General features: G+C 70.9%; 23 protein-coding genes and 1 riboswitch. Of the genes, 12 read left to right on the top strand and 11 right to left on the bottom strand.

Features of this window, described 5'->3' with window-relative positions:
* The first annotated feature begins 1 nt into the window (after position 1).
* The 3 genes from ACYSMR_RS01565 (at position 2) to ACYSMR_RS01555 (ending at position 2006) form a co-directional block, all read left to right on the top strand.
* A complete protein-coding gene (locus ACYSMR_RS01565) occupies positions 2–799 on the top strand; it encodes a hypothetical protein (protein ID WP_461747158.1) in 798 nt (265 codons plus the stop codon).
* Positions 800–957: 158 nt separating this feature from the next.
* Positions 958–1293 (top strand): hypothetical protein, encoded by a 336-nt coding sequence (locus ACYSMR_RS01560; RefSeq protein ID WP_461747157.1) that lies wholly within the window; start codon positions 958–960, stop codon positions 1291–1293.
* Between the two features lie 332 nt (positions 1294–1625).
* Positions 1626–2006: a terminase gene (locus ACYSMR_RS01555; protein ID WP_461747156.1), complete on the top strand. Its 381-nt coding sequence runs from the start codon at positions 1626–1628 to the stop codon at positions 2004–2006.
* 1937 nt (positions 2007–3943) lie between these two features.
* Here ACYSMR_RS01555 and ACYSMR_RS01550 read toward each other — a convergent pair.
* The 3 genes from ACYSMR_RS01550 to ACYSMR_RS01540 form a co-directional block, all read right to left on the bottom strand.
* On the bottom strand, positions 3944–4138 hold the full coding sequence (locus ACYSMR_RS01550) for a helix-turn-helix domain-containing protein (protein WP_461747155.1): 195 nt from the start codon (positions 4136–4138) through the stop codon (positions 3944–3946).
* 153 nt (positions 4139–4291) lie between these two features.
* Positions 4292–5125 carry an Ltp family lipoprotein gene (locus ACYSMR_RS01545; RefSeq protein ID WP_461747154.1) on the bottom strand — a complete coding sequence of 278 codons (834 nt, stop codon included), beginning with the start codon at positions 5123–5125 and terminating at the stop codon, positions 4292–4294.
* A gap of 228 nt (positions 5126–5353) precedes the next feature.
* Complete coding sequence (locus ACYSMR_RS01540) at positions 5354–5653, bottom strand: hypothetical protein (protein ID WP_461747153.1); 300 nt, start codon at positions 5651–5653, stop codon at positions 5354–5356.
* Positions 5654–6121: 468 nt separating this feature from the next.
* Here ACYSMR_RS01540 and ACYSMR_RS01535 point away from each other — a divergent pair, with 468 nt between their 5' ends.
* Positions 6122–6952, top strand: coding sequence for an SOS response-associated peptidase (locus ACYSMR_RS01535; protein ID WP_461747152.1), 831 nt, complete (start codon positions 6122–6124; stop codon positions 6950–6952).
* Positions 6953–6978: 26 nt separating this feature from the next.
* A complete protein-coding gene (locus ACYSMR_RS01530) occupies positions 6979–7398 on the top strand; it encodes a pyridoxamine 5'-phosphate oxidase family protein (protein WP_251333374.1) in 420 nt (139 codons plus the stop codon).
* A 37-nt stretch (positions 7399–7435) separates the two neighbouring features.
* Here ACYSMR_RS01530 and ACYSMR_RS01525 read toward each other — a convergent pair whose 3' ends face one another.
* Positions 7436–7939 carry a GNAT family N-acetyltransferase gene (locus ACYSMR_RS01525; protein WP_251333373.1) on the bottom strand — a complete coding sequence of 168 codons (504 nt, stop codon included), beginning with the start codon at positions 7937–7939 and terminating at the stop codon, positions 7436–7438.
* Between the two features lie 295 nt (positions 7940–8234).
* Between ACYSMR_RS01525 and ACYSMR_RS01520 the strand changes: the two genes are divergently transcribed.
* The 3 genes from ACYSMR_RS01520 (at position 8235) to ACYSMR_RS01510 (ending at position 10507) form a co-directional block, all read left to right on the top strand.
* Entirely contained in the window at positions 8235–8558 is a 324-nt protein-coding gene (locus tag ACYSMR_RS01520; protein WP_251333372.1) for a DUF6504 family protein, read from the top strand.
* A gap of 98 nt (positions 8559–8656) precedes the next feature.
* Positions 8657–9493 (top strand): fumarylacetoacetate hydrolase family protein, encoded by an 837-nt coding sequence (locus ACYSMR_RS01515; RefSeq protein WP_375142379.1) that lies wholly within the window; start codon positions 8657–8659, stop codon positions 9491–9493.
* 45 nt (positions 9494–9538) lie between these two features.
* The gene (locus ACYSMR_RS01510; RefSeq protein ID WP_461747151.1) at positions 9539–10507 is read left to right on the top strand and encodes a TIGR03885 family FMN-dependent LLM class oxidoreductase; all 969 of its coding nucleotides are present in this window, start codon (positions 9539–9541) and stop codon (positions 10505–10507) included.
* A gap of 365 nt (positions 10508–10872) precedes the next feature.
* Here ACYSMR_RS01510 and ACYSMR_RS01505 read toward each other — a convergent pair whose 3' ends face one another.
* The 4 genes from ACYSMR_RS01505 to ACYSMR_RS01490 all read right to left on the bottom strand — a co-directional run bounded on the left by ACYSMR_RS01505 (position 10873) and on the right by ACYSMR_RS01490 (position 14719).
* Positions 10873–12303, bottom strand: coding sequence for an L-serine ammonia-lyase (locus ACYSMR_RS01505; RefSeq protein ID WP_461747150.1), 1431 nt, complete (start codon positions 12301–12303; stop codon positions 10873–10875).
* An 89-nt stretch (positions 12304–12392) separates the two neighbouring features.
* Positions 12393–12695, bottom strand: coding sequence for a hypothetical protein (locus tag ACYSMR_RS01500; RefSeq protein WP_461748054.1), 303 nt, complete (start codon positions 12693–12695; stop codon positions 12393–12395).
* A 154-nt stretch (positions 12696–12849) separates the two neighbouring features.
* A riboswitch (glycine riboswitch) is annotated at positions 12850–12949 on the bottom strand.
* Between the two features lie 77 nt (positions 12950–13026).
* Positions 13027–14301 (bottom strand): class I SAM-dependent methyltransferase, encoded by a 1275-nt coding sequence (locus ACYSMR_RS01495; RefSeq protein WP_461747149.1) that lies wholly within the window; start codon positions 14299–14301, stop codon positions 13027–13029.
* Between the two features lie 208 nt (positions 14302–14509).
* Positions 14510–14719 (bottom strand): hypothetical protein, encoded by a 210-nt coding sequence (locus tag ACYSMR_RS01490; RefSeq protein ID WP_251333367.1) that lies wholly within the window; start codon positions 14717–14719, stop codon positions 14510–14512.
* A 143-nt stretch (positions 14720–14862) separates the two neighbouring features.
* On the opposite strand from ACYSMR_RS01490, the gene ACYSMR_RS01485 reads away from it, so the two are divergent.
* Together ACYSMR_RS01485 and ACYSMR_RS01480 are read left to right on the top strand one after the other, a co-directional pair.
* The gene (locus ACYSMR_RS01485) at positions 14863–18393 is read left to right on the top strand and encodes a DNA polymerase III subunit alpha (protein WP_461747148.1); all 3531 of its coding nucleotides are present in this window, start codon (positions 14863–14865) and stop codon (positions 18391–18393) included.
* A gap of 100 nt (positions 18394–18493) precedes the next feature.
* Complete coding sequence (locus ACYSMR_RS01480) at positions 18494–19483, top strand: PRC and DUF2382 domain-containing protein (RefSeq protein WP_309125486.1); 990 nt, start codon at positions 18494–18496, stop codon at positions 19481–19483.
* Positions 19484–19589: 106 nt separating this feature from the next.
* Here ACYSMR_RS01480 and ACYSMR_RS01475 read toward each other — a convergent pair whose 3' ends face one another.
* Entirely contained in the window at positions 19590–20828 is a 1239-nt protein-coding gene (locus tag ACYSMR_RS01475) for an MFS transporter (RefSeq protein WP_461747147.1), read from the bottom strand.
* A gap of 138 nt (positions 20829–20966) precedes the next feature.
* Here ACYSMR_RS01475 and thrS point away from each other — a divergent pair, with 138 nt between their 5' ends.
* Together thrS and ACYSMR_RS01465 are read left to right on the top strand one after the other, a co-directional pair.
* On the top strand, positions 20967–23069 hold the full coding sequence (gene thrS / locus ACYSMR_RS01470; protein WP_309126446.1) for a threonine--tRNA ligase: 2103 nt from the start codon (positions 20967–20969) through the stop codon (positions 23067–23069).
* Positions 23066–23644, top strand: a complete 579-nt coding sequence (locus ACYSMR_RS01465; protein ID WP_251333362.1) for an HIT family protein — start codon at positions 23066–23068, stop codon at positions 23642–23644. The genes thrS and ACYSMR_RS01465 overlap by 4 nt, the downstream gene beginning before the upstream one ends.
* A gap of 60 nt (positions 23645–23704) precedes the next feature.
* On the opposite strand, the gene ACYSMR_RS01460 is transcribed toward ACYSMR_RS01465, so the two are convergent.
* Positions 23705–24181 carry a VOC family protein gene (locus ACYSMR_RS01460; RefSeq protein ID WP_461747146.1) on the bottom strand — a complete coding sequence of 159 codons (477 nt, stop codon included), beginning with the start codon at positions 24179–24181 and terminating at the stop codon, positions 23705–23707.
* Between the two features lie 76 nt (positions 24182–24257).
* Positions 24258–26351 carry a M3 family metallopeptidase gene (locus tag ACYSMR_RS01455; protein WP_309125242.1) on the bottom strand — a complete coding sequence of 698 codons (2094 nt, stop codon included), beginning with the start codon at positions 26349–26351 and terminating at the stop codon, positions 24258–24260.
* Positions 26352–26478: the final 127 nt, after the last annotated feature.

The following is a 26478-nucleotide window of genomic DNA, read 5'->3' as shown; positions in this document are numbered from 1 at the left end:
CTTGAGCCACATCACCGCCGCACACCTGTCCCAGCACCTCGCCAAGACCCGCCGCGTCCTCGAAGCCACCGGCACCGAGTGCCAGCCCCTCGACGCCATCGCCGCCTCCTGGGCCCGCTACCAGGACACCAACCGGGTTATTGCGCCCCTGGTCGCAGAAGCCGTGCTCCGGGACTCCCAGGACCTCCAGACCCTCCACGCCCTCGCCCTCGCCGCCGAGTCCGCCGGCCACGTCGAAGACGCCTCCGTCCGCAACGCCGTCGCCGACATCATCCACACCGAAGCCCACCAGGCGTACAAGCAGGTCGCCACCGAGGTGTGGGAGGCAGCCGCCGCCATGTTCAACGCCTCCGCCACCCGGTTCACCAAGGCCACCACCATCGTGAACCCTGAGGCACCCGCCGAGGCCGTGGTGCGGATGGACAACAAGACGCGTACCGCGTGGATGGACGCCGTCAACGCCGCCGCCGAGCTCGACCAGCTCACGCCGCTGATCCTCGACGCCGCAGCCCTCGCGGGCTGGGCCACCGGTGGACAGGAGCGACAGCTTCCCCTCGTCTGCAAACCCGGCGAGGCGCACCGGCGCCGAGTGTGGGAAGCCTGGGTCACCACGGACGGCAACACGCGACGATGGGGTGCGCTCAACGCGCTAGGCGTCACCATCGCAGCACCGGAAGACCTCGACGACGTGAAGCCGTACCGCGAACCCAAGCCGCTCGAGATCCGCCAGGTTCGATCCGGTGTCGGCATCCGCCAAATCCAGGTCGACCCCGAGGACGCTTGCCTGCTTGCCGGGTAGTCTCTCGCGGGGCGCTGGGGCCTCGTGAGTTTTGTGTCGTAAGTGTTTCCATGCATATGGGTATATAAAGGGCCGTCATAGTCACCGTCTGCGACAGAGGTTTACAATTGCAGAAGGTTCTGGCGCATTTGATATCAAGTTAAGAAGGTGGCCTTCAAATGCAATTTGATGACAATTGTGTGCGAGCTTACAATCAAATTGAAACCCTTGCTCCTGAGGAAAAAAGGGCGGTTGTAAGGGCTCTTGTGACCAACGATGATCAAGCGCGTGATGATATAAAAGACCTTTTTCCTAAAAACGATTGGTTTCGTTTCATTCTCTGGATGACGTTGCTCTTGGGTCTATTTTCCATAGTTTTGAGGTTAATCTATGCCATCATTGACGCCATTGAAACCGAGAGGGATGTCACGGTATTGGTTGCCTTGGCCACCACTGCATTAGGCGGGATTCTAGGCTTGTTTGCTAAGTCGCCTGTTAGTGACACAAAGTCGTAAATACAGGCGGGGACACAACGGTGGTGGGTTGGTCCATGTAGGACCGACCCACCACCGTCACTTAATCAGCATAAAGCGACCGGGGTGTCGTGCCCCCTCCTCCCGGCGCATTCTGTCGCCCTGGGCATAGTCAAAAATCCTTCCTGACGCCGTGGAATATCTGGGTCTATTCCGGGTCATTTTAAACATGCCCCCTGTAAGCCTGTGGAGGCTGTTCTCGCGGCCTTACAGGGGTGTTTGTGCGGGGCAGTTAAGCTGAGAAGTTTCTAAGCCCTTAGACGGGCGCACAGGGTTCTCCGGGTTTTAGTTGTAAAAAGTAAGCTATTCGATTGATGGGAAAGACCATGCCGGACATTAAAGAGGCGGCTCAGGAGGCCGCGCACGAGAAAAGACGAGCCCCGCGCGGGCTCGGCGACGATGGGCGGAAGCTGTGGGCGTCCATCGTGAAGGACTTCGAGCTGACGGAGTCGGAGGCGGTGATCCTCGAGGAAGCCGCACGGTGTCGGGACAGGATCAAGCAGCTCCGCGAGGTCGTCGACGCAGAAGGTGTGACCGTCACGAGCCCCCAAGGAGTGAAGGCGCACCCGGCCTTGGTGGAGGAGCGCAACCAGCGGAAGCTCGTGGGGCAGTTGCTGGCGTCCATGCGTCTCCCGGATCTTGAGGACGAGCAGGCTACTAACAGTCGTGGGTTCTATCGCCCGAGGGCCATCTGATGGCGCGTCGGCGCAGGCCGCCAGCACCAACTCTTCCCGATTTCCTGGACTTCTCCCCAGCCGAAGGACGCCCGGTCGTGCCGCAGCATGAGGAGTGGTGCCGTGACTTCCACCGGTGGTATTGGGCGGCCGACCACAGGTTGGGCCTGGAGTGGATCATGGACCGCTTTCGGGGGGCTCGAGCAACAGCGGCCGCGGAGGCCAAGCGTCGGGGGGAGTGCTTCACCGCCTCAGCCTGGGAATGGGCGCGGCACATTCTGGGCGAGGACGCAGACCCCCAGGAGGCTGAGCGACTGGCCTGGGAGTTGTGGAATGAGTGGAGTCCTGGGCCACGACCGGATGGGTGAAACGCGCATGGAAGCGGCGTGACGGGTGCCCCAGTGTAAAGGGCTGGGGCACCCGTCACGCCGCGATAGTAGGCTGGCTAAGGGCATTCTGCGCGAGAATGAGATAGCTAGTTGCCAATGCTCAAATTACGACTTTGTTCACGCTTGCTCGCCGCACTACAAATGTCAGCCTTGCACACTCGGAAACTAACGTCATGAAATACTTCCTCATTGCCGTTCTCCGTATTGGGTAGTACGCGGTATGCGTGAAAAGTATACGTACCGTCTGTTTCAAACCTTCGCCTGTGGTCCTGGTCTGGTCTTATGCGATCATTCCCATCGTCGGGCCAGTGATCAGGATCGTCTTCCCAGAATCGTTGAAGAATGCGAATCGTTCGATCCCCCTTGCATGAAACGCTAATGGGGAAATCAATAACCTTTCTGCCTTGCTTGTCATGGTATGAGTAGTTCGGCCTCTTAGGCTCCACTGTGCACCCTTGCCAGGTGGTGGCCGCTTGTGCGGCTGGTGCGATGGCTAGAGGGCACGCCGTAGCGGCAAAACCTAAGGCGGAAATAAGGGCAATTCTGCGGGCGGCGGGCTTAATTCCTGTGCGGAGGCCCTGATTTTTGGACATGCTTCAACCCTCGTCTTTAACGTGGTCGGTCCTAGACCAACTCCTATTGCTGATGCCCGTGGCGCACCTAGCGTCACGACCGGATGTCAGGCCTTGTCAGGCGGCACTCTCAGTCTAGGTGGGCTTGCGAAGCATGCAAATGATTACTATTGGGTTTTATATTTCAATTTGCCTGTCATTCACACATTTCTATATGCAAATCTTTTGGCTTTCGAATCAACGCTTCGGTTTGCATGGACAAACAAAGTAAGGCTTCAAGGCCCTAGTTCTATTAGTGACGGATCAAGTGCAGCCCTAGGCCCAATGAGCGACGAAGAACCCGTGTGCTCATATGGGCAAGTGTTGACGGTCAGCGGATGGGCTGCAGTCGCCAGCAGGTATGGGCTTCACGGCTATCCGCTGGGCGTCTTGGACGTGTTTGTTCCGGGTTCGTGGGTGCAGCCGATCCGCCAGGATGAGTCCTTGCGGTGGCACCCGTACGACGTTCAAGAACACTATCGACTTTGCGGCAAGGGCATCGTGACCAGTTCGTAGCCGTCACACGGCGTATATGCCTATGACATGGTCCTATGTTAACCCTGTCGTTATCCATCGACCACGGAGGCAAGCATGAATAGCTGGATGAAGGCCCTGGGAGTAGTTGCTGCATCTACCACACTGGTGGTCGGGGCTGTGTCCTCCCCAGCGCTAGCGGAGACAGGAAATAATGCTGGTTGCACGGGTCGGACTGCCTCCACGCAGGCGAAGGAGTCGCAACCCTTTGGTAAGGATGTGGTGGGTCCGACCGCCTCTGAATTTGGGCGCAACTCGGACAGTAACTTCGGTCAGGCAGTCATCAGGCCGGAGGCGACGGCCCCGCACAATGCTTGTCCGTAGTTCATTAGTGGTCTTCGGCCATTGAGCGCTAAGAGCCCACAAGCACCCCCGGAAATTATGCCGGGGGTGCTTGTGCCGTCAATGGGCAGGGTCAACTCATCTAGGGTTGGTAAATGTTGCGGTTCTCCCACTCCTTGAGGGCCTTGGGTGGAATGAGCCAGCGCTTCCCGGCCTTCACCGCGCGTAGGCCACCGGACGGAGGCCCGATGCGGCAGAGCCGGCGGACATCGTGCTCGGAGCAACGCAGGATTGCGGCGACTTCAGGCACGGTCAGGTACGGTTCAGGCTTTTCCATGTCGAAATAGTATGATGCTTGTCAAATGGTTTATGTCGGTTTATTCATGCACCATTCTGGCGTTGTTCCACCCTTCTAATGAGAGAATCGGAAGGCCCCCGGCAGGTATTGCCGGGGGCCTTCTTTGCTTCAAAATTCAGCGCTTAAGGGCGTTCAGCGTCCGGTCTGTTCCACGCCGTATGTCGCCTGCTCAGCGGTGAAGCCCTCGAAGATCAGCTGATCAATGAGTCCCGACCGAGAGAAGGACTGGCCGTCGAGGTAATCCTGGGCCTTCTTCGCAGCCTGCTCGTTGTAGTCGATGCTGGTGCTGTCCACGGCAACGGTTGCGTGTTCGGGCGAGAAGCCTTCGAACTCCAGCTGTTCGATGAGTCCCGTGCGGGAGAACGCCATGGAGTCGATGTACTCCTGAGCCTTCTTCTTGGCCTGTTCCTGGTAGTCGATGGTGAGGCTGTCGACGGCGAAGGTCGCGTCCGCGTTAGAGAAGCCCTCGAACTCCAGTTGCTCGATCAGGTTGGTCCGGGAGAACGCCATGGAATCGATGTAGTCCTGGGCCTTGCCAACCGCGTTCTGCTGGCTCATGGTCAGCGACGGCTGCTCGGCATTTTGCTCGGCATCGGCGGCCTCAGTGGGCTCGGCCTCAGTGGGTGCAGCTTCGGTCGTGTCCTCAGTTTTTTCGGCTGCGGGGACGTCCTCTGTCCGCTCGGCAGTCGGGGCGCTGCTTGTCTCGTTAGATGCCGGCGCGGGATCTTCGATTCCAGCGCTGACGAGGGCAGCGCATCCGCCGAGGAGCAGGAAGGCCAGAATGATCAGGCCCAGGCACCCGATGACCCACTTCTTCTTGCCCTTCTTCTGCGGGGGCTGCTGGCCGTAGCTGGGCGGGTACTGACCCGGAGGAGGGTACTGACCGGGCTGGCCCTGGTGCTGCCCGGGTTGCTGGTTGAACCCGGGCCCCTGTGGGTAGGCGCCGTTCGGGGGGTTATCAGACATGGCGGCTCTCTCGTTCAAAGGAGGTTGTCATGTACACATTAGGGAATGCCCCTTACGATCCCCACTTCCAGGTTGCTGAACCAGTAGGAGCACTGTTCATGAACAGTCATGGCCGCTCTTATGACGTTCAGCCGTTGCTCGTCGTCCCCTGAGGACGGGATAGCGGTCACGGCCATGCAGAAGCGCCCCCGGCAATACCTGCCGGGGGCGCTTCCGTCGTTCGAAAAATCAGTAGCGCAGGGCGTCCATCTTGTCGGCGAGGTCTGTGAGGTCCTTGATGATGACGCGCAGTTCCTTTGTGACGATGACCTCGTTCGTGATGCTCAACTCAACTCGGGTGCGTCGTTCGTAGGAGGCCCTGTGCCACTGCGCGGTCACGTCGTAAAGCTTGCTCTCGAAGGTCTGCGGAGCGGAGGAGTGGCAGACGACGCCGTCTGCGTCTTCGGTGCAAAGGGTGGGGTCGCAGAAGGCTGCGTGCTGGCGGGCCTTGGCGGTGGCGGTCTTGGGGGCAGTGGCGGTGGCGCTCATGGTGTTCTCCTTTAGGGGGTTGGAGATGGGTGGGGGTGGGGAAGGTGGTGCAGTGGGGATAAGGGAAGCGGAGCCCTGCGGGCGCTGGAGGCTGAAGCCCTCTCCCCAAAGCGCCCCGATCGTCCGGCCCTCCGCAATCGGAGTAGATGCCCACAGCAACTAGACCCCCCGGTATCCGTGGTGTCTTTGTATGGGCATCTAGGCGGGCCTGGCCGGGCTTACCTCGTCCTCCCCGCGCTGGGGACGTTAGAAGGGCTATCAAGCGGGCGTCCTGCCGGATTGTGGTGGTGAGGACGAAAGCAAAAGACCACCCGGAGCATGGCTCGACGGGTGGTCAGAATGACCAGGGTTGGATACCCTGGGTCCTGAACGCGGCCCGCAATGCCGTGTTCCGCGCCCCGGGAGTGTTCCACCACTCGCCGGGGCTTTGCACTTGTAAGTCTCTTCCCAATATCCAGGAGGCAGATCATGTGCGGACGCTACGTCATCGCCCGGGCGGTGGGAGACCTCGTGGCCGCCACCGGGGCCGTGCCCGACGAGAGCCTCGGCGACGCCGACCACGCCCGGCTGCGCGCCAACTACAACACCGCGCCCACCACCGACGTGCCCGTCGTCCTGGAGCGCCTCGCCGGCGGGGAGGGCGACGACGGCGAGCTGGTCCGGGAGCTGCACGTCGCCCGCTGGGGCCTGATCCCGGGGTGGGCCAAGGACCCGGCGGTCGGGGCGAGGATGTTCAACGCCCGCTCCGAGACCGTCCTGGAGAAGCCGTCGTTCCGCAAGGCCGTGCGCGCCCGCCGGTGCGCCGTGCCGGCCAACGGCTACTACGAGTGGAAGAAGGAGCCCGGGCCGGGCAAGGGCGGGCGCAAGCAGCCCTACTACGTCCACCCGGCCGACCCGGACGAGACGATCTGGTTCGCCGGGATCTACGAGTGGTGGCGGGTGCCCGAGGGCACGGCCCTGGACTCGGAGGCCCTCCAGCCCGGCCGGGACGGGGGCGGCAGCACCTGGCTGCTGTCCTGCTCGATCCTCACCACCGACTCGCCCGAGCCCTCCGACGAGCACCCCGTGCTGGGCGAGCTGCACGAGCTGCACGACCGGATGCCGATCCCGCTGGCCCCCGAGCACGTGGACGACTGGCTGCGCCCGGGCGAGGACGCGGCCCCGCAGCTCGTGGACCTGGTCCGGGCCGAGGCGCACCGGGTCGCCGCCGGCTGGGTGCTCGACCCCGTGGACCCTGCGGTCGGCAACGTGCGCAACAACTCCCCGGAGCTCGTGGTCCCGCAGCGGAGCCTGTTCTGAGCGCCCCGGAGCCCCTGCGCCGGCTCGTGGCCTTCGTCCGCGACCACGGCGGCGGGGTCGTGGCCACCAACAGCGGCACCGGGTGCCCGGAGTCCGCGTGGATCAACCTCGCCGCGGCGGAGGACGAGCAGCCGGTCCCGGGCGCGCCGGCCTTCGGCACGCTGGTCTTCGGCACCAATGGGCGCAGCCGCAAGCACGTCAACCTCCGCGCGGACCCGCGGGTCTCCCTGGTGGTCGTCTCCGGGACGGGCCAGGAGGTCCAGCTCGAGGGGGACGCCGCGCTGCTGGAGGGCCCTGCCGCCCGGGCGGCGGCCGCGCTGCTGGAGGCCCGCCACCCCGGCTCCGTGGGCAAGCCCAGCACCCGCCTCGTGGCGGTCACCGTGCGCTGGGCACGGTTCGTCGACGTCGCCGTCGAGCCGCCGCTCCGGGAGGAGTTCGCCCTCTGAGGCGCGCCGGCCGGGGGCGCCGGCCGATGCGGGGGACTCAGTAGTAGTCGCCGTCCGGGATCCAGCGGTTGAAGTCGAGCGTGAGGTAGAGCGCGAGCGCGGCCGCGTTGTCCTCGGCGATGCGCAGGCAGACCTGCTCGTAGCCGTTCTTGTAGAGCGTCGCCATGCTCGAGCGCACGAGCTGCTCGGCGAGGCCCTGGCGGCGGCGGGAGGCCGCGGTGAACAGCTCGAAGATGTAGGGGGCGTCGGGGAGGTCGTCGCCGACACGCCGGGCCAGCACCAGGGCCGCGGCCACGATGGTCCCGTCCTCGTCCACCACCACGGGGGAGGCGTCCGGCAGGAAGGGCCCGTACTCGCCCGCGAACACCCCCTTGATGACCTCGCGCGCCTCCTCCAGGCTGGAGACCCCGCCCTGCTCGTAGGAGGAGTAGTAGAGCTGCGCGAGTCCCTCGGCGTCCTCCGGGGCGGCCGGGCGCGTGGGCACGGGGTGGGCCTTCGGGTTCTCCGTGGTCTGGGCGATCAGCGTGATGGTTCCGGTCATGGAGACCTCCGTGGGGTCGACGCCGGCTGCTCCGGCGGGGGACGAGGGACAGGGGCGCCTGGGAGGACCTGGGAACCGGTCCTCCGGTGTCTCAGCGTATCCATTTCGCTGGTCTTGTCCATGACCCCGGCGACGGGTCCCGACATGCCGTGGCGCGGCCGGGAGGCCCTCCGGCGGCAGAACTGGTGTTCCCCGTCACCGCCCGAGGCCGTTAGCCTGTCGGACACGCGTTCTAGCTTCCAGGGACCAGGGCGTGCCGCCGGGCGGGCGCCGAGCGAGGGAGAGAGGGGCCGCCGTGGGAGTTCTCACGGAGAGCGTGGACGTGGACTGCGACGCCCAGGGCGTGCCGGTGGCGGTGCGCTGGCGCGGACGGGGCTACCGGGTGGCGCAGGAGCCCGTGCGCTGGTACGAGCGGCGCGCCTGGTGGGCCGAGGACGCGCGGCTGCCCCGGGACCGCGGGGTCGGGGCGGTGGACCAGCAGATGTGGCGGGTCCAGGTCCAGCTCGCTCCCCGCGCCGAGCTGCTGACCCTCGAGCTCGTCCACACCCTCGACACCGGCCGCTGGCGGCTGCTCACGGCCACGAGCGCGACCGGGATCCGAGTGGTGCGCTGCGCGTGACGGGCCGCCGGTCCCGGCGGGCGCATAGGATCGGGTGGAGCCCGCCGTCCGGATCCCGGCGGCCCCGCCCGGCATCCGCCCCGAGAAAGGCAGCACCCGTGAGACTCGGCACCGTGCGACGCGACAGCGCCACCCAGGCCTTCCGCCAGGAGGGCGGGCGCACCGAATACCTGCCCGTCGCCGACGTCGGGGAGCTCCTCGCCGGGGGCGACCTCGCCCTGCCGGGGGAGCCCGGTCCGGCGCCCGCCCCCGAGGACCTGCTGACCCCCGTGCTGCGCCCTAGCAAGATCGTGTGCGCCGGGCTGAACTACTACGACCACGCGGAGGAGGTCGGCCAGCAGATCCCCGAGCACCCCACGGTCTTCGCGAAGTACGCCAACGTCCTCGTCGGGCCCGTAGACCCCATCGCCATGCCGGAGGAGTCCGAGAAGGTCGACTGGGAGGCCGAGCTCGTCGCCGTGATCGGCACCAGCGTCCGCCACGCCACCCCCGAGCAGGCGCGGGCCGCGATCGCCGGGTACACGATCATGAACGACGTCTCGGTGCGGGACTGGCAGGGCCGCACCTCCGAGTGGTTCCAGGGCAAGAACTTCGACCGCACCACCCCCGTGGGCCCCGTGGTCGTGACCGCCGACGAGGTCGATCCCGAGGCGGGGCTGGCGATCCGGTGCACCGTCGACGGCGTGCGCCGCCAGGACTCCAGCACCGACCGGATGATCTTCTCCGCCGTGCAGCTGGTGGAGTACCTCAGCCGGTTCATGACCCTGGATCCGGGCGACCTCGTGGCCTGCGGCACCCCCGCCGGTGTGGGCCTCGCCCAGAAGCCCCGCCGGATCTGGCTGCAGGACGGCCAGGAGGTCGTCACCGAGATCGAGGGCATCGGGGAGCTGCGCAACCTGTGCACCCCCGCCGAGGACCTCCTGCCGCGGCCCTGAGCCCGCGCCCCGCCCGGACCCGAACCTGCTCCACCCGGAGGACCCATGGTGACGATCGGCTTCCACGCCTCCCACGAACAGATCCCGCCCGAGCAGCTGCTGCGCGACGTCCGCCACGCCGAGCAGGCCGGCTTCGGGGCCGCCATGTGCTCCGACCACCTGGAGCCGTGGTCCCCGCGCCAGGGCCACGCCGGCTTCGCCCTGTCCTGGCTGGGCGCGGCCATGGCCAGCACGGAGCTGCCCTTCGGCGTCGTCCACGCCCCGGGCCGGCGCTACCACCCCGTGGTCACGGCCCAGGCCACGGCCACCCTCGCCCGCATGTTCCCCGGCCGGCTGTGGGCCGCCCTGGGCACCGGGCAGCGGCTCAACGACCGGCCCGTCTCCCCGGACTGGCCGGCCAAGGAGCAGCGCCAGCAGTTCCTCGAGGCGGCCTTCGACGTCGTCCGCCGCCTGCACGCGGGGGAGGAGGTCAGCTGCCGCGAGCCGTTCCACGCCGACCGCGCCCGGGTCTGGGACGTCCCGGAGGTCCCCCCGCCCCTGCTCGCGGCCGCCCTCACCCCGGCGACGGTCCGCCGCCTCGCGCCCCGGGCCGACGGCTTCATCACCGTCAACCAGCCCCTCGAGGACCTGCGCCGGATGCTCGACGCGTACCGCGAGGGCGGGGGCACCGGCCGGGCCGTGCTGCAGGTGCACCTGAGCTGGGCGCCCTCCCCGGAGCAGGCCCGCGCGGTCGCCCGCGACCAGTGGCGCACCAACGTCTTCGACCCCGTCACCATGGCGGAGCTCGCCTCGCCCCAGGACTACGAGCGCAAGGCGGTCCGGGAGGACGTCGGGGACGAGCAGCTCGCCGGGGCTGTCAATGTCTCCGCCGACCTCGCCCGGCACGCCCAGTGGCTGCACGAGTACGCCGCGCTCGGCTTCGACGAGCTCCAGCTCCACCACGTGGGCCGGGAGCAGGCGCCCTTCCTCGACGCCTTCGGGGAGGCCGTGCTCCCCCAGCTCGCCGCGGGGTGATCCCCGCGCCGCACCGGCCGGAGGGGGCGTGACGACCGGGGAACCGTCTCGGCCCGGTCGTGCCCCCGGCCCTCCGCCCGACCGGGGAGAACCCCGACCGGGCGGAGGGCGTGGCGGGCTGCTCCAGCAGGCGGGCGGGGCGTGGTGGGACCCGGCGGCCCTGTCGCCGCCGAGCTGGTGGCCCCGGGCTCCGCGGCCTCGTGGAGAGGCCGGGCGGGAGGGCCATGGTTCCGGCCCCTGTGCTGCGGCGACAGGGGCCCACCGTGTGCTTCCTGACACCTATGGGAGCGCCGGCTTCCTTTAGGTGCTGGACATGCCGTGGGCGCAACGGTTGCGGCGGCCGTCCTCGGCGGTCCCGGACGGGGTCAGCATTCGACGACGTTGACGGCGAGCCCGCCCAGGGCGGTCTCCTTGTACTTGTGGCTCATGTCCCGGCCGGTCTCGCGCATGGTCACGATGACCTGGTCGAGGCTCACCCGGTGGGTGCCGTCACCCCACAGGGCCATCTTCGCGGCGTTGATGGCCTTGGCCGCGGCGATCGCGTTGCGCTCGATGCACGGCACCTGCACGAGCCCGCCGATCGGGTCGCAGGTCAGGCCCAGGTTGTGCTCCATGGCGATCTCGGCGGCGTTCTCCACCTGGCCGGGGGTGCCGCCCAGGACCTCGGCCAGACCGCCCGCCGCCATCGAGGAGGCCGAGCCGACCTCGCCCTGGCAGCCGACCTCGGCCCCGGAGATCGAGGCCTGCTCCTTGTACAGCACCCCGACCGCCCCGGCGGTGAGCAGGAACCGCACGACGATCTCCTGCCGCGTCGCCTCGAGGGTCTCCGGGGCCTGTCGGGCGGCGGCGCGCACGGCGGGGGAGTAGTGGGTGGCGTAGAACAGCACGGCGGGGATGATGCCGGCCGCTCCGTTGGTGGGGGCGGTGACCACCCGGCCCCCGGAGGCGTTCTCCTCGTTCACGGCCAGGGCCACCAGGTTCACCCACTCCTGCCAGAAGCCCGGGTCCCGGTCCGGGTCCTCGATGCGCAGGCGCCGGTGCCACCCCGGGGCCCGGCGGGCGACGTCCAGGCCCCCGGGCAGCACCCCGGTGCGGGTGATCGCGGAGTCCTTGCACTGCTCCATCACCTCCCACAGGTGCAGCAGCCCGGCCCGGACCTCCTCCTCGGTCCGCCAGGTCCGCTCGTTGGCGAGCATCACCTCGCTGATGCTGCCCCCGGTGGCCCGGCAATGGTCCAGCAGCTGCCGGGCGGTGCGGAAGGGGTGGGGCACCTGGGTGCCGGCGGCGGCCAGCTCGGCGGCGGCGGTGTCCTCCTCGCCGTCGCGGACGATGAAGCCCCCGCCCACGGAGAACCAGGTCTGATCGGCCAGCACGCCCCCGCCGGCGTCCAGGGCCTGGAACCGCATGCCGTTGGTGTGCCGGGCCAGCACGGTCAGCGGGTGCTGCACCATGTCCTCGACGGTGTAGCGGATGTCCTTGCGGTGCCCGAGCGCGGCGCACAGCCGCAGCGTGCCGGTGGCGGCGATGTCGGCGAGCCGGTCCTCGACCTGGGCGGGAAGGACCTGCTCGGGGTCGTAGCCCTCCAGGCCCAGCAGGATCGCGGTGAACGTGCCGTGGCCGCGGCCGGTGGCGGCCAGCGATCCGTAGACGTCCACGCGCAGGTCCGCGGTGGCCTCGAGGAGACGGTCCTCGACCAGGGTCCGGGCGAAGCGCCCGGCAGCGCGCATGGGCCCGACGGTGTGGGAGCTCGAGGGGCCGATGCCCACGGTGAACAGATCGAAGACGCTGATGGCCATGGTGTGCTCCAAAGCAGGTGGTGCCCCCGGACGGGGGCAGGAGGTGTGGCGGGGTGCGGGCGTCGCGCGGGATCAGCCGGCGCGGGGGCTCATGCGAGCTCACCTCCGGGGGCGGCGGCGTAGTCCTGGGCGGACAGGAGCGGGTCCTCCGGGGAGACCGCGACGGTGGCGGTGTGGTCCACGACCGCGCCGTCGTCGCCGGGCTGCTGGAGCACGATCCCGGAGATCTCGCCCTCGGGCACCCCCGCGGAGAGGTCGGCGACCTCCACCTCGAAGCCCAGGGCCTCGGCCCGGCCCAGCACCACGGCGAGGGTCTGCGGGAGGCGGCGGTCGGCGAAGGTGTGCTCGCCGCTGGGGTGGCCGGTGGTGGGGCGAGCCGTGGTGATCGTCATCGAGGAACTCCAGAAGTCTGCGCGGCCGCGCCACGCGGTTTCTTGGTTCCTCCCCGATCTGTTGCACAGCCTGAGAGTTTCCGTCCCGCCCGGACCGGGCGGAGCTTGCTCCTTCGGCGAGCACGGGAACGACCGTGCCACTTTCCAGATTCGCCTCGGTGCGGCGGTGCGGGGGCCTGAGAGTTTCCCGGGGAGGAATTGCTCCTACGGCGCCCGACCGGTCGTGCCGGACGGGACTCTCCCGCCGCACGTCAACGGCTGCAGTATGGTGACTGTCACCACACCGTAGTGGAATCCCTCAGCGGAGCGCAACAGCGCCGGAGGGCGCCGGTCAGACCCATGCGCTCCGGCGCAGGGGCGGGAGGGGGCCGCCGGGGCGCTGCACGAGCACCTGGTCGACGCCCTGCCGGCCCGACTCGAAGGTCCACACGGCGGCGACCATGTAGAGCCGCCACACCCGGGCCCGTCCTTCCCCGACGAGCCGGACCGCCTCGTCCCAGTGCTCCTCCAGGCGCTGCACCCAGGCCCGCAGGGTCAGAGGGTAGTGGGGGCGCAGGGCCTCGACGTCGAGGACCTCCAGGCCCCCGGCCTCCAGGGCGCCGACCATCTCGGTGAGGCTGAGCACCTCGCCGTCAGGGAAGACGTAACGGGCCATGAAGGTGTCGGGGTCGTGCTCGGCCGGTCCGGCGTTCCAGGCGATGGCATGGTTGAGCAGCCGGGCTCCGGGGGCCAGCAGGCCGTGCAGGTGGGAGGCGTAGCCGGCGATCTGGGCGCGGCCGACGTGCTCGGACATGCCGATGGAGGCGACGGCGTCGAAGGGCCCGTCGTCGACGTCGCGGTAGTCCTGGACCCGGATCTCCACCCGGCCGGCCAGTCCCGCCGCGGCCGCCCGGTCGCGGGCGAGGGCGGCCTGCTCGGCGGAGAGGGTGATGCCCAGGACGTCGGTCCCGTAGCGCCGGGCGGCGTGCAGGGCGAAGCTGCCCCAGCCGCATCCCACGTCCAGCACCCGCATGCCCGGCCGCAGACCGAGCTTGCGGCACACCAGGTCGAGCTTGGTCTCCTGGGCGGTGTCCAGGCCGGTGCGCTCGTCGTCCCACACGGCGCAGGAGTAGACCATCGAGGGCCCGAGGACCAGGGCGTAGAAGTCGTTGCCGACGTCGTAGTGGTGGGAGATCGCCACGGCGTCGCGGGTCCTGGAGTGGCGCCGGCCGTGACCGTCCAGCCGCACCTCCTCCGGGGGCGGGGCCGGTTCCGGGCCCAGCGCCCCCAGCCGCGCGGCCGCGGTGAGCAGCCTCCGCCGCTGGCGTGCGGTCAGGGGATCGGACGTGGTGGGCCGGCCCGCGGACGTGATGGCGGAGACGGCGGCGAAGGCGTCGCCCGGCAGGTCGAGCTCCCCGGCCACGTAGGCGCGGGCGAGGCCCAGCTGCCCGGGGGACCAGACCAGCCGCCGCAGCGCCCGCCGGGACCGGATCACGGGGGGCGGGGCGTCGGGCGGGCCGGCCTCGGAGCCGTCCCAGGCGCGCAGGCGGACCGGGATCCCGTCGCTCCCCAGCACGATGCCCAGGATCTCGGCCAGCCGTGGAGCCACGTCCGGCGGGCTGCCCATGGCGATCACCTGCCTCCTCTGCGGTCGGGGCCGGCCCGTCCTCCCCGGGCCGGCGACTCCGCGGTCCGGGCAGGACGGGGCCTGCCGGCACGGACCGTCACCGTAGGAACACGGACCGTCACCGTAGGAACAACGCCCGGGTCATCTCCAGCCCCTCGCCGCAGATGCCCGAACATGTCCGCGCGCCCCGCCGGCCGGGCGCGCGGGCTCAGCGGGTGCCGTCCGGCGGGGGCGGGCCGTCGGTGTCCTCGGTGCTCGTGTCGTCCGGCTGCTCGGTCGGCGGGGCGGGCTGCTCGTCCGCGCGGCGCCGGTTGACCTCGTCCGTGTTGGCGGTCAGCGAGTCCTCGTCGAGGACGCTGAGGCCCTCCTGCTGCATCTCGGCGTAGGCCTCGCCCAGGTCCTCGGGCTGGTGCGTCATCGTCCTGCTCCTCTTTTACGTTTTCCGTGGGACGTCGGTGGCCCGATCCTATGCGCGCTCCCGGCCGCCGGACAGGAGCCGCTCCCACCAGGACCGATGATTTGCAATTGACTTAATCTTCGAACACGTATTCGAATATGGACGTGAGCTTTCCGCACCTGCACGTCGCCACCGCGTTCAGCGCCCACTACGGGGTCAGCCGTCCGCGCGCCCTCGCCGCAGCAGCGGCGGCCGACGGCGCCGACGTGCTCGCGTGCACCGACCGGGACGGGCTCTACGGCGCGGTCAAGCACCTCGGGGCGTGCCGCGAGCACGGGCTGGACCCCGTCCTGGGCGCGGACCTCGCGCTGCTGGACCCCGGGCGGGAACGGGTCCTCGGGCGGGTCGTCGTCCTCGCCGCCGGCGGCACCGACGGCGCCGGCTACGCCGCCCTGTGCCGGCTCGTCTCCGCCGCGCACGCCAGCACCGGCACCTGGAAGGGCCGCGGGGGCGCCGGCGGAGCTCCCGTCGGGGTGACGGCCGCCGACGTCGCCGCCCACGCCCGCCCGCCCGCCCGCGAGCGCCCGGTGCTGACCGTCCTGCTGGGCCCCGCCTCCGACGTCGGCCGGGAGCTCGCGGTCCGCCGCTACCGCGCCGGGCGCGCCGCCCTGGCCCGCTGGCGGGCCCTGCTGCCCGGGGAGGCGCTCGCGGTGGAGGTCGTCTCCCACCTGACCGCCCCCGGCACGGCGTCCAGCACCTCCCACGCGGCCCGCCTGCTGCGCGCCGCCCTCGAGGCCGGGCTGACCCCCGTGCTGACCAACGCGGTGCGCTACGCGACCCCCGCCGAGGCCGCCACCGCCGACGTCCTCGACGCCGCCCGCGCCCTCACCCCGCTCGAGGCCCTCGGCGCCGGCGGGGCAGCCGCCGGCCGGGGGAGGGGCGCGCCCGGGCCGGATTCCCTGCAGCCCAACGGGCAGGGATGGCTCAAGCCCGCCCGGCTCATGCGCGCGCTCGCCGCCGAGATCGCCCGCGCCGCCGACCTCGGGGACGCGGGGGCCGCGGCGCTGCTGGGGGGCACCCACCGGGTCGCCGACCGGTGCCGGCTGGACCCCGTCGCGGACTGCGGCTGGGGCCGGCCCGTGGTGCCCGAGGCCGCGGTGCTGGGCCTGGAGCGCCCCGCGGCCGGGGAGCTGCGCGCCCGGTGCGAGGCCGGGCTGGCGCGGCGCTACCCGGGCCCGGCGGACCCGGCCGTGCGGGACCGGCTGGAGCGGGAGCTGGGGGTGATCGAAGAGCTCGGCTTCGCCTCCTACTTCCTCACCGTGGCCGAGGTCTCCGCGATGATCGGGGCGCTGGGGATCCGCCACGCCGCCCGCGGCTCCGGCGTCTCCTCCCTCGTCAACTACCTCCTCGAGGTCTCCCACGTGGACCCCCTCGAGCACGAGCTGCTCTTCGAGCGCTTCCTCTCCAGCGACCGCTCGACCCTGCCGGACATCGACATCGACGTCGAGTCCGCCCAGCGCCACCGCGTCTACCGGGAGGTCTTCGCCCGCTTCGGGCCCGAGCGGGTGAGCCTGATGAGCATGCAGAACGCCTACCGGGCCCGCGGCGCCGTCCGGGACGCGGGCCTCGCCCTCGGCGTCGACCCCGAGACCGTCGACACCGTGGCCAAGCAGCTGTGGAACCTGCCGGCCGCGGCGCTGCGGGGGACCCTCGCGGACCGGCCGGAGCTGCGCGCCGTCGCCGAGCAGGTGGCCCGGGAGAAGCAGCTGGACCTGCTCGTGGACCTCACCGAGCGCCTCGACCGCCTGCCCCGGCACATCTCCGTGCACCCGTGCGGGGTGATCCTCGGGGACCGCACCCTCCTGGACCGCACCCCGGTGCAGGCCAGCGGGATGGGGCTGCCCATGAGCCAGTTCGACAAGCACGACATGGACCCCATGGGGATGCTCAAGCTCGACATCCTCGGCGTGCGGATGCAGTCGGCGCTCGCCCACGCCGTGGAGGAGGTGGCCCGGCTGCACCCGGACCGGCCCCGTCTGGACCTCGAGGCGGTCCCCCGCGACGACGAGGCCACGTTCGAGCTGATCCGCTCGACCCACACCCTCGGCTGCTTCCAGATCGAGTCCCCGGGCCAGCGCGAGCTCATCGGCAAGATGGCGCCCACCGGCTTCGGGGACCTCATCGTGGACATCTCCCTCTTCCGCCCCGGGCCCATGCACTCGGACATGGTCCGCCCCTACCTGGAGCACCGCCACGGCTGGTCCCGGCCCGTGTCCGTGCACCCGGACCTCGACCCGATCCTCGCGGAGACCCACGGGGTGACCGTCTTCCACGAGCAGGTCCTGCGCATCCTGGACGTCTTCACCGGCTGCGGGCTCGCCCGGGCCGACGAGCTGCGCCGCCGGCTGGGCGCCGAGCGCCGGCTCGAGGTGGAGGCGTTCTTCCGCGAGCGCGCCCGGGAGAGGGGATATCTGCTGGACGTGGTCGACCGGGTGTGGGGGATCCTCGCGGCGTTCGGCTCCTTCGGCTTCTGCAAGGCCCACGGGGCCGCGTTCGCCGTGCCCACCTACCAGTCCGCGTGGCTGAAGGCCCACCACCCCGAGGCGTTCCTGGCGGGGCTGTGGGAGCACGACCCCGGGATGTACCCCAAGCGCCTGCTCGTGGGGGAGGCCCGCCGGATGGGGATCCCGATCCTGCCCGTGGACGTCAACCGCTCCGACGAGCAGCACCGGGTGGAGCGCCTCGACGAGGACCCGGCCCGCCTGGGGGTGCGCCTGGCCCTCACCGGGATCCACGGGGTCTCCCGCGCCGAGGTCCGCCGGATCGCGGCCGGGCGCCCGTACGCCACGCTCGCCGACCTGCGGGAGCGGGCGCGCCCGGGGCGGCGGACCCTGGAGCGGCTCGCCGCCGTCGGCGCGCTCGACGGGCTGCTGCACCGCTCCGGGGCCGCGGCCTCCCGGGCCGACCTCGTGCACGCCCTGCGCGCGCGGGCGGACGCCGACCGGCCGCCCCGGCCCGCCGTGGCCCGGGAGGTCGAGGGACAGCTGGCCCTCCCGCTGGGGGACCTCGAGCTGCGGGGGCTGGCCGCGCGGCGGCCGGAGCCCACCGTCGAGGAGAAGGTGCGCACCGAGCTGGAGCTGCTCGCCGTGGACGTCTCGGCGCACCTCATGGACAGCTGGGCCCCCCTGCTGCGGGAGCTCGGGGTCACGCCCGCCGAGCGGCTGCTGGAGCTGCGGACCCGGTCCGAGGTGCTGGTGGCCGGGGTGCGGGTCTCCACCATGACCCCTCCCGTGCGCAGCGGACGCCGCGTCGTGTTCGTGAGCCTCGACGACGGCACGGGCCCGGTCGACTGCGCCTTCTTCGCCGACGCCCAGGAGCGCTCCGGGCGGCACCTGTTCGGCGCGCGGATGCTCCTGGTCCGGGGCCGCACCCGGCGCACGGGCCCGCGCGGGATCAGCGTCGGCGCGGTGCAGGCGTGGGACCTCACGGACCCGGCGACCCCCGCCGCGGTGCGTGCCGCCCTGGCCGGGACGCCCCCGGAGCCCGCGCCGGGCGGGGGACGGCGCGCGGGCGGGGCCTGCGGAAGCCGGGGCGCGGCGAGGGAAAATACTCCTTCCGGGGGCCGGGCGCAGGGTGATTTCACTCTCGGAGAATCCATTGGTCAGGAGGCTGATAGGCAGTATGGTTACCAATAACAGCGGACGAGCTGCACCCCGCCCCCCGGCGGAGAACGTCCGCGCCGGGCCCCGACCCAGGGAGTCCGTTGCCACGCAGAAATCAGATCAAGGAGTTCTCATGGCCACGTACGATGTCAACGCTCTTCTGTCCGCGACCGCCTACGGTTCCGACGGCGACAAGATCGGCAAGGTCCAGCAGGTCTTCCTCGACGACAACACCGAGGACGTCACCTTCGTGACCGTCAACACCGGCCTGTTCGGCACCAAGGAGAGCTTCGTCCCCGTCGACGGCGCGCAGCAGGACGGCGACCGCCTCGTCCTCCCGTACACCAAGGAGGTCGTCAAGGACGCCCCGAACGTGGACGCGGACCAGCACCTCTCCCCCTCCGAGGAGGAGGAGATCTACCGCTACTACAAGCTGAACTACTCCGGCGCCGGCAACGGCACCGCCGGCTACGCGGACAACGACCGCGGCACCGACTACGTCGGCACCGGCACGACCGGCCGTGACTCCTACGACACGGTCGACACCGACCGCAACGCCGTTCCCGGCGGCGGCTTGGCCGGGGGCGCCGCGGGCTACGCGGTGACCGACCGCGACACCTCGGCGGCCTCGGGCGAGGAGGGCTACGCCGAGACGGGACGCACCGCCGGCTACGCCGAGACGGACCGCACCGCCGGCTACGCCGACCGTGACGTCACCGACCGCGACCTCACGGGCCGCGACAACGGCGTGGTGCGCCACGAGGAGCGCCTGCACGTCGGCAAGGAGAACGTCGAGACCGGCCGGGCGCGCCTGCGCAAGTACGTCGTGACCGACCACGAGACCGTCGACGTCGCCGTCCAGCGCGAGGAGGTCCGTGTCGAGCGCACCCCGCTCAACGGCACCGAGGCCACCACCGGCACCATCGGCGAGGAGGACGTGGAGGTGGTCCTCCACGAGGAGCGCCCCGTCGTCGCCAAGGAGACCGTGGGCGTCGAGCGCGTGGAGCTCGACAAGGAGGTCGTCACCGACACCCAGCGGGTCGACGCCGACGTCCGCAAGGAGCAGGTCGAGGTCGAGACCGACACCGACCGCGGCCTCACCGACCGCGACCGCCGCATCTGATCCCACCCGATCCCGCCGGGTCCTCCCGGCCTGGTCGTCCGGGGCCCCCGTCACCGCGAGGTGACGGGGCCCCGTCGTCGTGCCCGCCCGGCTCAGGCCGCCCTGCTCAGGCCGCGCGGCGCCGCGCCCGGGCGGGCACGCCCGCGTAGTAGAGCAGGCCCGCGGCGACCACGCCCGCGGCCGCGACGTACATCCCCCGGTAGCCCAGCCCCGGGATGAGCGCCCCCATCACCACCGGGCCCAGCGCCACCCCCACGTCCATGCACAGGAAGTAGGTCGAGGTGGCCAGACCCACCCGCGTCAGCGGGGCCGAGCGCATCGCGGCGGCCTGCGCGGCCGAGAGCACGGCGCCGTAGCCGACGCCCAGCACCACGCCCGAGGCGAGCACGAGGGCCGCGGAGTCCGCGGCGGCCAGCAGCAGCAGCGCGACCACGAACAGCAGCAGGGACGGGTAGAGCACCGCGTCGTCCCCGCGGCGGTCCTGCAGCCGCCCCGCGAAGGGCCGGCTCACGAGCACCGTGGCGGCGTAGGCCAGGAAGTAGCCCCCCGCCGGGCCCACGAGGCCCGTCTCCGCCGCGAAGGGGTTGAGGAAGGACAGCACGGACGCGTAGCCCGCGCCCACGAAGAGCATGAGCGCGGAGACCGGCAGCGCCCGCGCCTCCACGAACTGCCCGACGGAGAAGGAGCGCAGCCCCGCCCGCTGCGCGGCGGAGAGCTCCAGCTCGGGGACCCGGGTGACCGCCCCCACGGCCAGCCCCAGCCCCGCGATCCCCGTGCAGATCCAGAACAGCGCCCCGTAGCCCAGGGCCGTGGACAGGGCCAGCCCCGCCAGGGGGCCCAGGGCCGCGGCCAGCGTGGTGGAGAGCATGAAGTAGCCCGTGCCCTCCCCCCGCCGGTGCGGGGGGATGAGGGCCTGCACGGCGGCCGGCAGGACGGTGGTGGCCATCCCGAAGGCCGCGCCGTTGAGCACCCGGACCACCAGCAGGCCGCCGAAGCCGGTGTCCGGCAGGTAGGCCGCCGCGCACAGCACCAGCAGCACCAGCGCGGTGCGCAGCACCCGCCGCCGCCCGAGCAGCTCCATGTACTTGCCCGTGAGCAGGCGGGTGAGCACCGCCCCCGCGATGAACGCGCTCGTGGCGATCCCCGCCAGCGACTCGTCCGCGCCGAAGCGCTCCATGGCGTAGAGGGCCATGACGGTCATCAGCAGGTAGAAGTTCACGGCGATGAGGAACTGCCCGGCCCACATCAGCACGAACCCGGCGGTCCACAGCCGCTGCGGGGGCGGCGGGGCGCCGGGTCCGGGGTCTCCGGGGCGGTCGGGCGGTCTCGGGTCGTCTGCGGGCATCGGGGGGCCTCACCTCCGCCGGTCATCATCTCACCGGGCGGGTACCATCGAAGACGGCGTGCGCCGTGCCCCGGCGCCGCCCGCGCGCGCCCCCCGTACGGGTGCGTGCTGCCCGCCGATCGAAGGAGCACCCTCCCCATGACCACCGCGCCGGAGCCCACGCCCGAGTCCGCCCCCCTCACGATCACCGTCGACGGCGAGCAGCGCACGGTCGGGACCGGGACCACCGCCGCGGAGCTGTACCGGGAGGACCGCGCCGTCGTCGTGGCCCACGTCAACGGGGTGCTCAAGGACCTCGCCACGGAGCTCGCCGACGGCGACGTCGTGGAGCGCGTGCTGATCTCCGACCCGGAGGGCCTCGAGGTCCTGCGCCACTCCGCCGCCCACGTCATGGCCCAGGCCGTGCAGCAGCTGCACGAGGACGCGAAGCTCGGCATCGGCCCCTACATCACCGACGGCTTCTACTTCGACTTCGACGTCGAGCAGGCGTTCACGCCCGAGGACCTCAAGGCCATCGAGAAGCGGATGCAGAAGATCGTCAACTCGACCCAGTCCTTCCGCCGCCGCGCGGTGAGCGAGGAGGAGGCCCGGGCGGAGATGGCGGACGAGCCGTACAAGCTCGAGCTCATCGGCCTGTCCCAGGGCCCCGGCTCCGGCGGGGACGTCGACGCCGCGGCCGAGGGCGCCTCCGTGGAGGTCGGCGCCGGGGAGCTGACGATCTACGACAACGTGGACCGCAAGAGCGGGGAGACGGTGTGGAAGGACCTGTGCCGCGGCCCGCACCTGCCGGACACCAAGCTCATCGGCAACGGCTACGCCCTCATGCGCTCGGCCGCCGCCTACTGGCGCGGCTCGGAGAAGAACAAGCAGCTGCAGCGCATCTACGGCACGGCCTGGCCCACCAAGGAGGAGCTGACCGCGTACAAGGACCGCCTCGCCGAGGCGGAGCGGCGCGACCACCGCCGGCTCGGCGTCGAGCTCGACCTGTTCTCCTTCCCGGACGAGCTCGGCTCCGGCCTGCCGGTCTTCCACCCCAAGGGCGGGATCATCAAGCGCGAGATGGAGGACTACGTCCGCGACCGCCACGTCGCCGAGGGCTTCCAGTACGTGGGGACCCCGCACATCTCCAAGGACGGGCTGTTCCACACCTCGGGGCACCTGCCCTACTACGCCGACACCATGTTCCCGCCCCTGCACGTGGACGAGGAGCGGGACGAGGACGGCAACGTCACCAAGCCGGGCCAGGACTACCGGCTCAAGGCCATGAACTGCCCCATGCACAACCTCATCTACCGCTCCCGGGGCCGCTCCTACCGCGACCTGCCCCTGCGGCTGTTCGAGTTCGGGCACGTGTACCGCTACGAGAAGTCGGGCGTGGTGCACGGGCTCACCCGCGTGCGCGGGTTCGCCCAGGACGACTCCCACTCCTACGTCACCCGCGAGGACGCCCCGGGGGAGATCCGCCACCTGCTGGACTTCATCCTCGGGCTGCTGCGGGACTTCGGCATGAACGACTTCTACCTCGAGCTGTCCACGCGCGACCCCGAGTCGGACAAGTTCATCGGCTCCGACGAGCAGTGGGCGGAGGCCACCCGCGTCCTGGAGGAGGTCTGCACCGGGACCGGCCTGGACCTCGTGCCGGACCCCGGGGGAGCCGCGTACTACGGGCCGAAGGTCTCCGTGCAGGCCAAGGACGCGATCGGGCGCACCTGGCAGATGTCGACGATCCAGTACGACTTCAACCAGCCGGAGCGCTTCGACCTCGAGTACCAGGCCGCCGACGGCACCCGGCAGCGCCCGGTGATGATCCACTCCGCGAAGTTCGGCTCGATCGAGCGGTTCATGGGCGTGCTCGTGGAGCACTACGCGGGCGCGTTCCCGGCGTGGCTGGCCCCCGTGCAGGTCCGCGCGATCCCGGTCGCGGAGGCGTTCAACGACTACCTGCAGGCCGTCGTCGACCAGCTGCGGGCCCGCGGGGTGCGGGTGGAGCTCGACGCGGGCTCCGACCGGTTCCCCAAGAAGATCCGCACCGCCTCCAAGGAGAAGGTCCCGTTCGTGCTCATCGCCGGCGGGGAGGACGCGGAGTCCGCCGCCGTGTCCTTCCGCTTCCGCGACGGCTCCCAGGAGAACCGGGTGCCGGTGGCCGAGGCCGTGGAGCGGATCGTGGCGCACGTGCGGGGCCGCGTCAACACCGACCCGACGGCGAACGCCGTGGCGAGCGAGCCCGCGGAGGCCCGGTGACGGGGCCCGCCCCCGAGGCCGGACCCCCGCACCGCTGGATCCGCCAGGACGAGTTCGAGATCCCCGGGGTCCCGGACAGCTTCCAGCGGCTGTGGACCCCGCACCGGCTCGCCTACGTGCGCGGGGAGGACCCGTCCGTGCACGCCGATCCGGGCTGCCCGTTCTGCAACGGGCCCGGGCGCCCGGACGAGGAGTCCCTGATCGTCCACCGCGGCGAGCACTGCTTCGTGATCCTCAACCTGTTCCCGTACAACCCCGGGCACCTGCTCGTGTGCCCGTACCGGCACGTCGCGGACCTCACGGAGCTCGACGACGACGAGGCGCGGGAGCTCACCCAGCTCACCCGCACCGCGATCGCGACGATCCGCGAGGTCGCCTCCCCCCACGCCTTCAACGTGGGGATCAACCTGGGCTCCGCCGCGGGCGGCTCCCTCTCGGAGCACCTGCACCAGCACGTGGTGCCGCGCTGGAGCGGGGACGCGAACTTCATGCCGGTGCTGGCCGGGACCAAGGCGATCATGCAGACCCTGGGCGACACCCGCCAGGACATCGCCCGGGCCTGGCCCGCGTCCTGATCCGGGCGGTCCCGGCCCGGGTCGCCGCCCCGGGCCGGGACCGCCCGGGGCGGCGCCCGGTCAGGCGGCGTCCGCGGCGGCCTCCAGGTCGGCGACGACGATCCTGCGCATCGGCATCATGGCGGACATCACCCGCTGCGCCCGGCCCGGGTCGGGGTCGGCCAGCAGCTCGACGAGCCGGCGGGGCACCACCTGCCAGGACAGCCCGTACTTGTCCTTGAGCCACCCGCACATGTCCTCCTGCCCGCCGTCGGCGGTGAGGGCCTCCCAGTACCGGTCCACCTCCGCCTGGTCGGTGCAGTCGATCTGGAACGACACGGCATGGCTGAAGCTGAACTCGGGTCCGCCGTTGAGGGCGGTGAACGGATTGCCGTCGAGCTCGAACTCCACCGTCAGCACCATGTCCGCCGGCCGCGGTCCGGCCTCGCCGTAGTAGGTGATGCCGGTGATCCGGGAGTCGGGGAACACCGTGAGGTAGAAGTTCGCCGCGTCCTCGGCTTCGGTGTCGAACCACAGGCAGGGCTTGAGAGTCGTCATGGTGGGATTGTCCGCCTCCCCGCCGCGCGCGAGGAAGGGGCAGACCCCACATGACGGCGCCCGCCCGTGCCGCGGCTCAGGCGCGCACGGGCGCCTCCGGCGCGGGGGCGCCCCGGCGCCGGTGCACGAACTGCTCCCGCGGCAGCAGCCCGCGGCGTTCGAGCAGGGCGCGCAGGTGCGGGCCACGGCCCAGCAGCGCCTCGAACGCCTCCATCGGGGCGGTCTCGTTGCCGCGGGAGAGCACCTCCGCGGCGAAGCGCCGGCCGTTGTCGCGGGTCAGCCCGCCGCGGGCGGTGAACCACTGGGCGGTGTCCGCGTCGAGGATCTCCGACCACAGGTAGGACCAGTAGCCCGCGGAGTAGCCGCCGGCGAAGACGTGCTTGAAGTAGCCCGTCCGGTAGCGCGGGTCGATGCCGCGCACGTCCAGGCCGGCCCGGGCCAGGGCCCCGGCCTCCACGGTGTGGGGGGCGGGCGGCCCGTCGGGGTCCGCGCTCCCGTGCCAGGCGAGGTCCACGCACGTGGAGGCCAGGTACTCCACGGTGCGGAAGCCCTGCCCGTGGGCGGCCGCCGCCCGCAGGGCCTCCAGGGTCTGCTCGGGCAGCGGCTCCCCGCTGACGTGGTGACGGGCGTAGTGCGGGGCCACGTCCGGGTGCAGCGCCCACATCTCGTGCACCTGCGAGGGGTACTCCACGAAGTCCCGCGGCACCTTCGTGCCCGAGAACGAGGGCAGGTGCACGTCCGAGAGCAGCCCGTGCAGGGCGTGGCCGAACTCGTGGAAGACCGTCACCACCTCGTCGAGGGTGAGCAGCTTCGGGCTGCCCGCCGGGGGCGGGGTGAAGTTCGCGTTGTTCACGACGACGGGCCGCTGCCCCGTGAGCCGGTTCTGGTGCACGAGGGACCCCATCCACGCTCCGCCCTGCTTGGTGGAGCGGGTGAACCAGTCGCCGAGGAACAGCCCCACCCCGCGGCCCCGCTCGTCGGTGACCTCCCACACGCGCACCTCGGGCAGGTAGCCGCGCAGGTCCGGGCGCTCGGTGAAGACCAGCCCGTAGAGCTCCCGTGCCGTGCGGAAGATCCCCTGCTCGAGCACGGACTCCAGCTCGAACCACTCCCGCAGCGCGGAGGTGTCCACGGCGAACCGCTCCCGGCGCGCCCGCTCCGCCCAGAACGGCCAGTCCCAGGCCTCGATCCGGTGCCCGGCGAGCGCCTCCAGCTCGGCCCGCTCCTCGAGCGCGTTGCGCACGGCGGGCCCGCTGACCCGCTCGAGCATCTCGTGCACCGCCTCGGGGGAGGGCGCCGTGCTGGCCTGCATCACGTACTCGGCGTGGCTGCGGCAGCCCAGCAGCTCGGACTGCTCGGCCCGCAGCGCGGCGATCCGCGCGGCCACGGGCAGCAGGTCGATGCGGCTCTGGGAGCCCGGGCCGCCGCGCGCCCCCGTGCCGCGGTTGACGGCGGCCAGGTGGATCCGCCGGCGCAGCGCCCGGTCCGTGAGCACGGACAGCGCCGGCTGGACGGTGAACAGGGACGGGGTGAGCAGCCACCGGCCGGGGTGGCCCTGCTCGGCGGCGGCGAGGGCCGCGGCCTCGACGTCGGCCTCGGCCATCCCGTCGAGCTCCGCCGGGTCCTCGACCAGCACGGCGGAGGCGTGCACCTCCTGGATCAGGTCGTTGCCGAAGCGGATGCTCAGCGCGGAGAGCTCGTCGTTGATCCGCCGCAGCCGGGCCTGCTCGTCGAGGGTCAGCTCCACGCCGGAGCGCTGGAACCAGGACAGGTACTCGTCCAGCGCACGGACCTGCCAGGGCTCCAGGTCCGTGCGGTCGACCCGGCGCACCCGGTGGTAGAGGGCCTTGTTGAGCGTGAAGTCCGCCTTGTGCTTCGACAGCCGGGGCGCGAGCTGCTCGTAGATCCGCTGGACGCCGGGGGTGTTGTGGGCGGCGGTGAGGGTGAAGAACACCGACTCCACGCGGTCCAGGAACAGGCCTCCGCGCTCGAGGACCTCGACGGTGTTGGCGAAGGTCGGGGCGGCCGGGTCGGTGAGGACCGCCTCGACGTTGGCGAGGTCGTGCGCCATGGCGGCCTCGAAGGCCGGCAGGAAGTGCTCCTCCCGGAGCCGGCCGAAGTCGGGCAGCTCGTAGGGGAGGTCGCTGGGGCGCAGGAGTGGGTTGTCCAAGGATCCGTCTCTGTCAGGTCGGCGGGCCGGGCCCGTGTGCTGGCACACACTACCCCGCCCGTGTTGCGGCGGTGCTACGGCGACCGGGTGCCGGGGCGCCCGCCCGCCGCCGCCGGACGGAGGGCCG

The organism is Kocuria sp. U4B (assembly GCF_054875615.1).
Note: the sequence above shows the minus strand (reverse complement) of the source record. Positions and strands in the feature narration are given on the sequence as shown.

Coding starts and splice junctions, on each gene's coding strand:
- ACYSMR_RS01560 (WP_461747157.1), top strand. CDS start 958: ATGCAATTTGATGACAATTGTGTGCGAGCTTACAATCAAATTGAAACC.
- ACYSMR_RS01555 (WP_461747156.1), top strand. CDS start 1,626: ATGGGAAAGACCATGCCGGACATTAAAGAGGCGGCTCAGGAGGCCGCG.
- ACYSMR_RS01550 (WP_461747155.1), bottom strand. CDS start 4,138: ATGGAAAAGCCTGAACCGTACCTGACCGTGCCTGAAGTCGCCGCAATC.
- ACYSMR_RS01545 (WP_461747154.1), bottom strand. CDS start 5,125: ATGTCTGATAACCCCCCGAACGGCGCCTACCCACAGGGGCCCGGGTTC.
- ACYSMR_RS01540 (WP_461747153.1), bottom strand. CDS start 5,653: ATGAGCGCCACCGCCACTGCCCCCAAGACCGCCACCGCCAAGGCCCGC.
- ACYSMR_RS01535 (WP_461747152.1), top strand. CDS start 6,122: ATGTGCGGACGCTACGTCATCGCCCGGGCGGTGGGAGACCTCGTGGCC.
- ACYSMR_RS01525 (WP_251333373.1), bottom strand. CDS start 7,939: ATGACCGGAACCATCACGCTGATCGCCCAGACCACGGAGAACCCGAAG.
- ACYSMR_RS01510 (WP_461747151.1), top strand. CDS start 9,539: ATGGTGACGATCGGCTTCCACGCCTCCCACGAACAGATCCCGCCCGAG.
- ACYSMR_RS01505 (WP_461747150.1), bottom strand. CDS start 12,303: ATGGCCATCAGCGTCTTCGATCTGTTCACCGTGGGCATCGGCCCCTCG.
- ACYSMR_RS01500 (WP_461748054.1), bottom strand. CDS start 12,695: ATGACGATCACCACGGCTCGCCCCACCACCGGCCACCCCAGCGGCGAG.
- ACYSMR_RS01495 (WP_461747149.1), bottom strand. CDS start 14,301: ATGGGCAGCCCGCCGGACGTGGCTCCACGGCTGGCCGAGATCCTGGGC.
- ACYSMR_RS01490 (WP_251333367.1), bottom strand. CDS start 14,719: ATGACGCACCAGCCCGAGGACCTGGGCGAGGCCTACGCCGAGATGCAG.
- ACYSMR_RS01480 (WP_309125486.1), top strand. CDS start 18,494: ATGGCCACGTACGATGTCAACGCTCTTCTGTCCGCGACCGCCTACGGT.
- ACYSMR_RS01475 (WP_461747147.1), bottom strand. CDS start 20,828: ATGCCCGCAGACGACCCGAGACCGCCCGACCGCCCCGGAGACCCCGGA.
- thrS (WP_309126446.1), top strand. CDS start 20,967: ATGACCACCGCGCCGGAGCCCACGCCCGAGTCCGCCCCCCTCACGATC.
- ACYSMR_RS01460 (WP_461747146.1), bottom strand. CDS start 24,181: ATGACGACTCTCAAGCCCTGCCTGTGGTTCGACACCGAAGCCGAGGAC.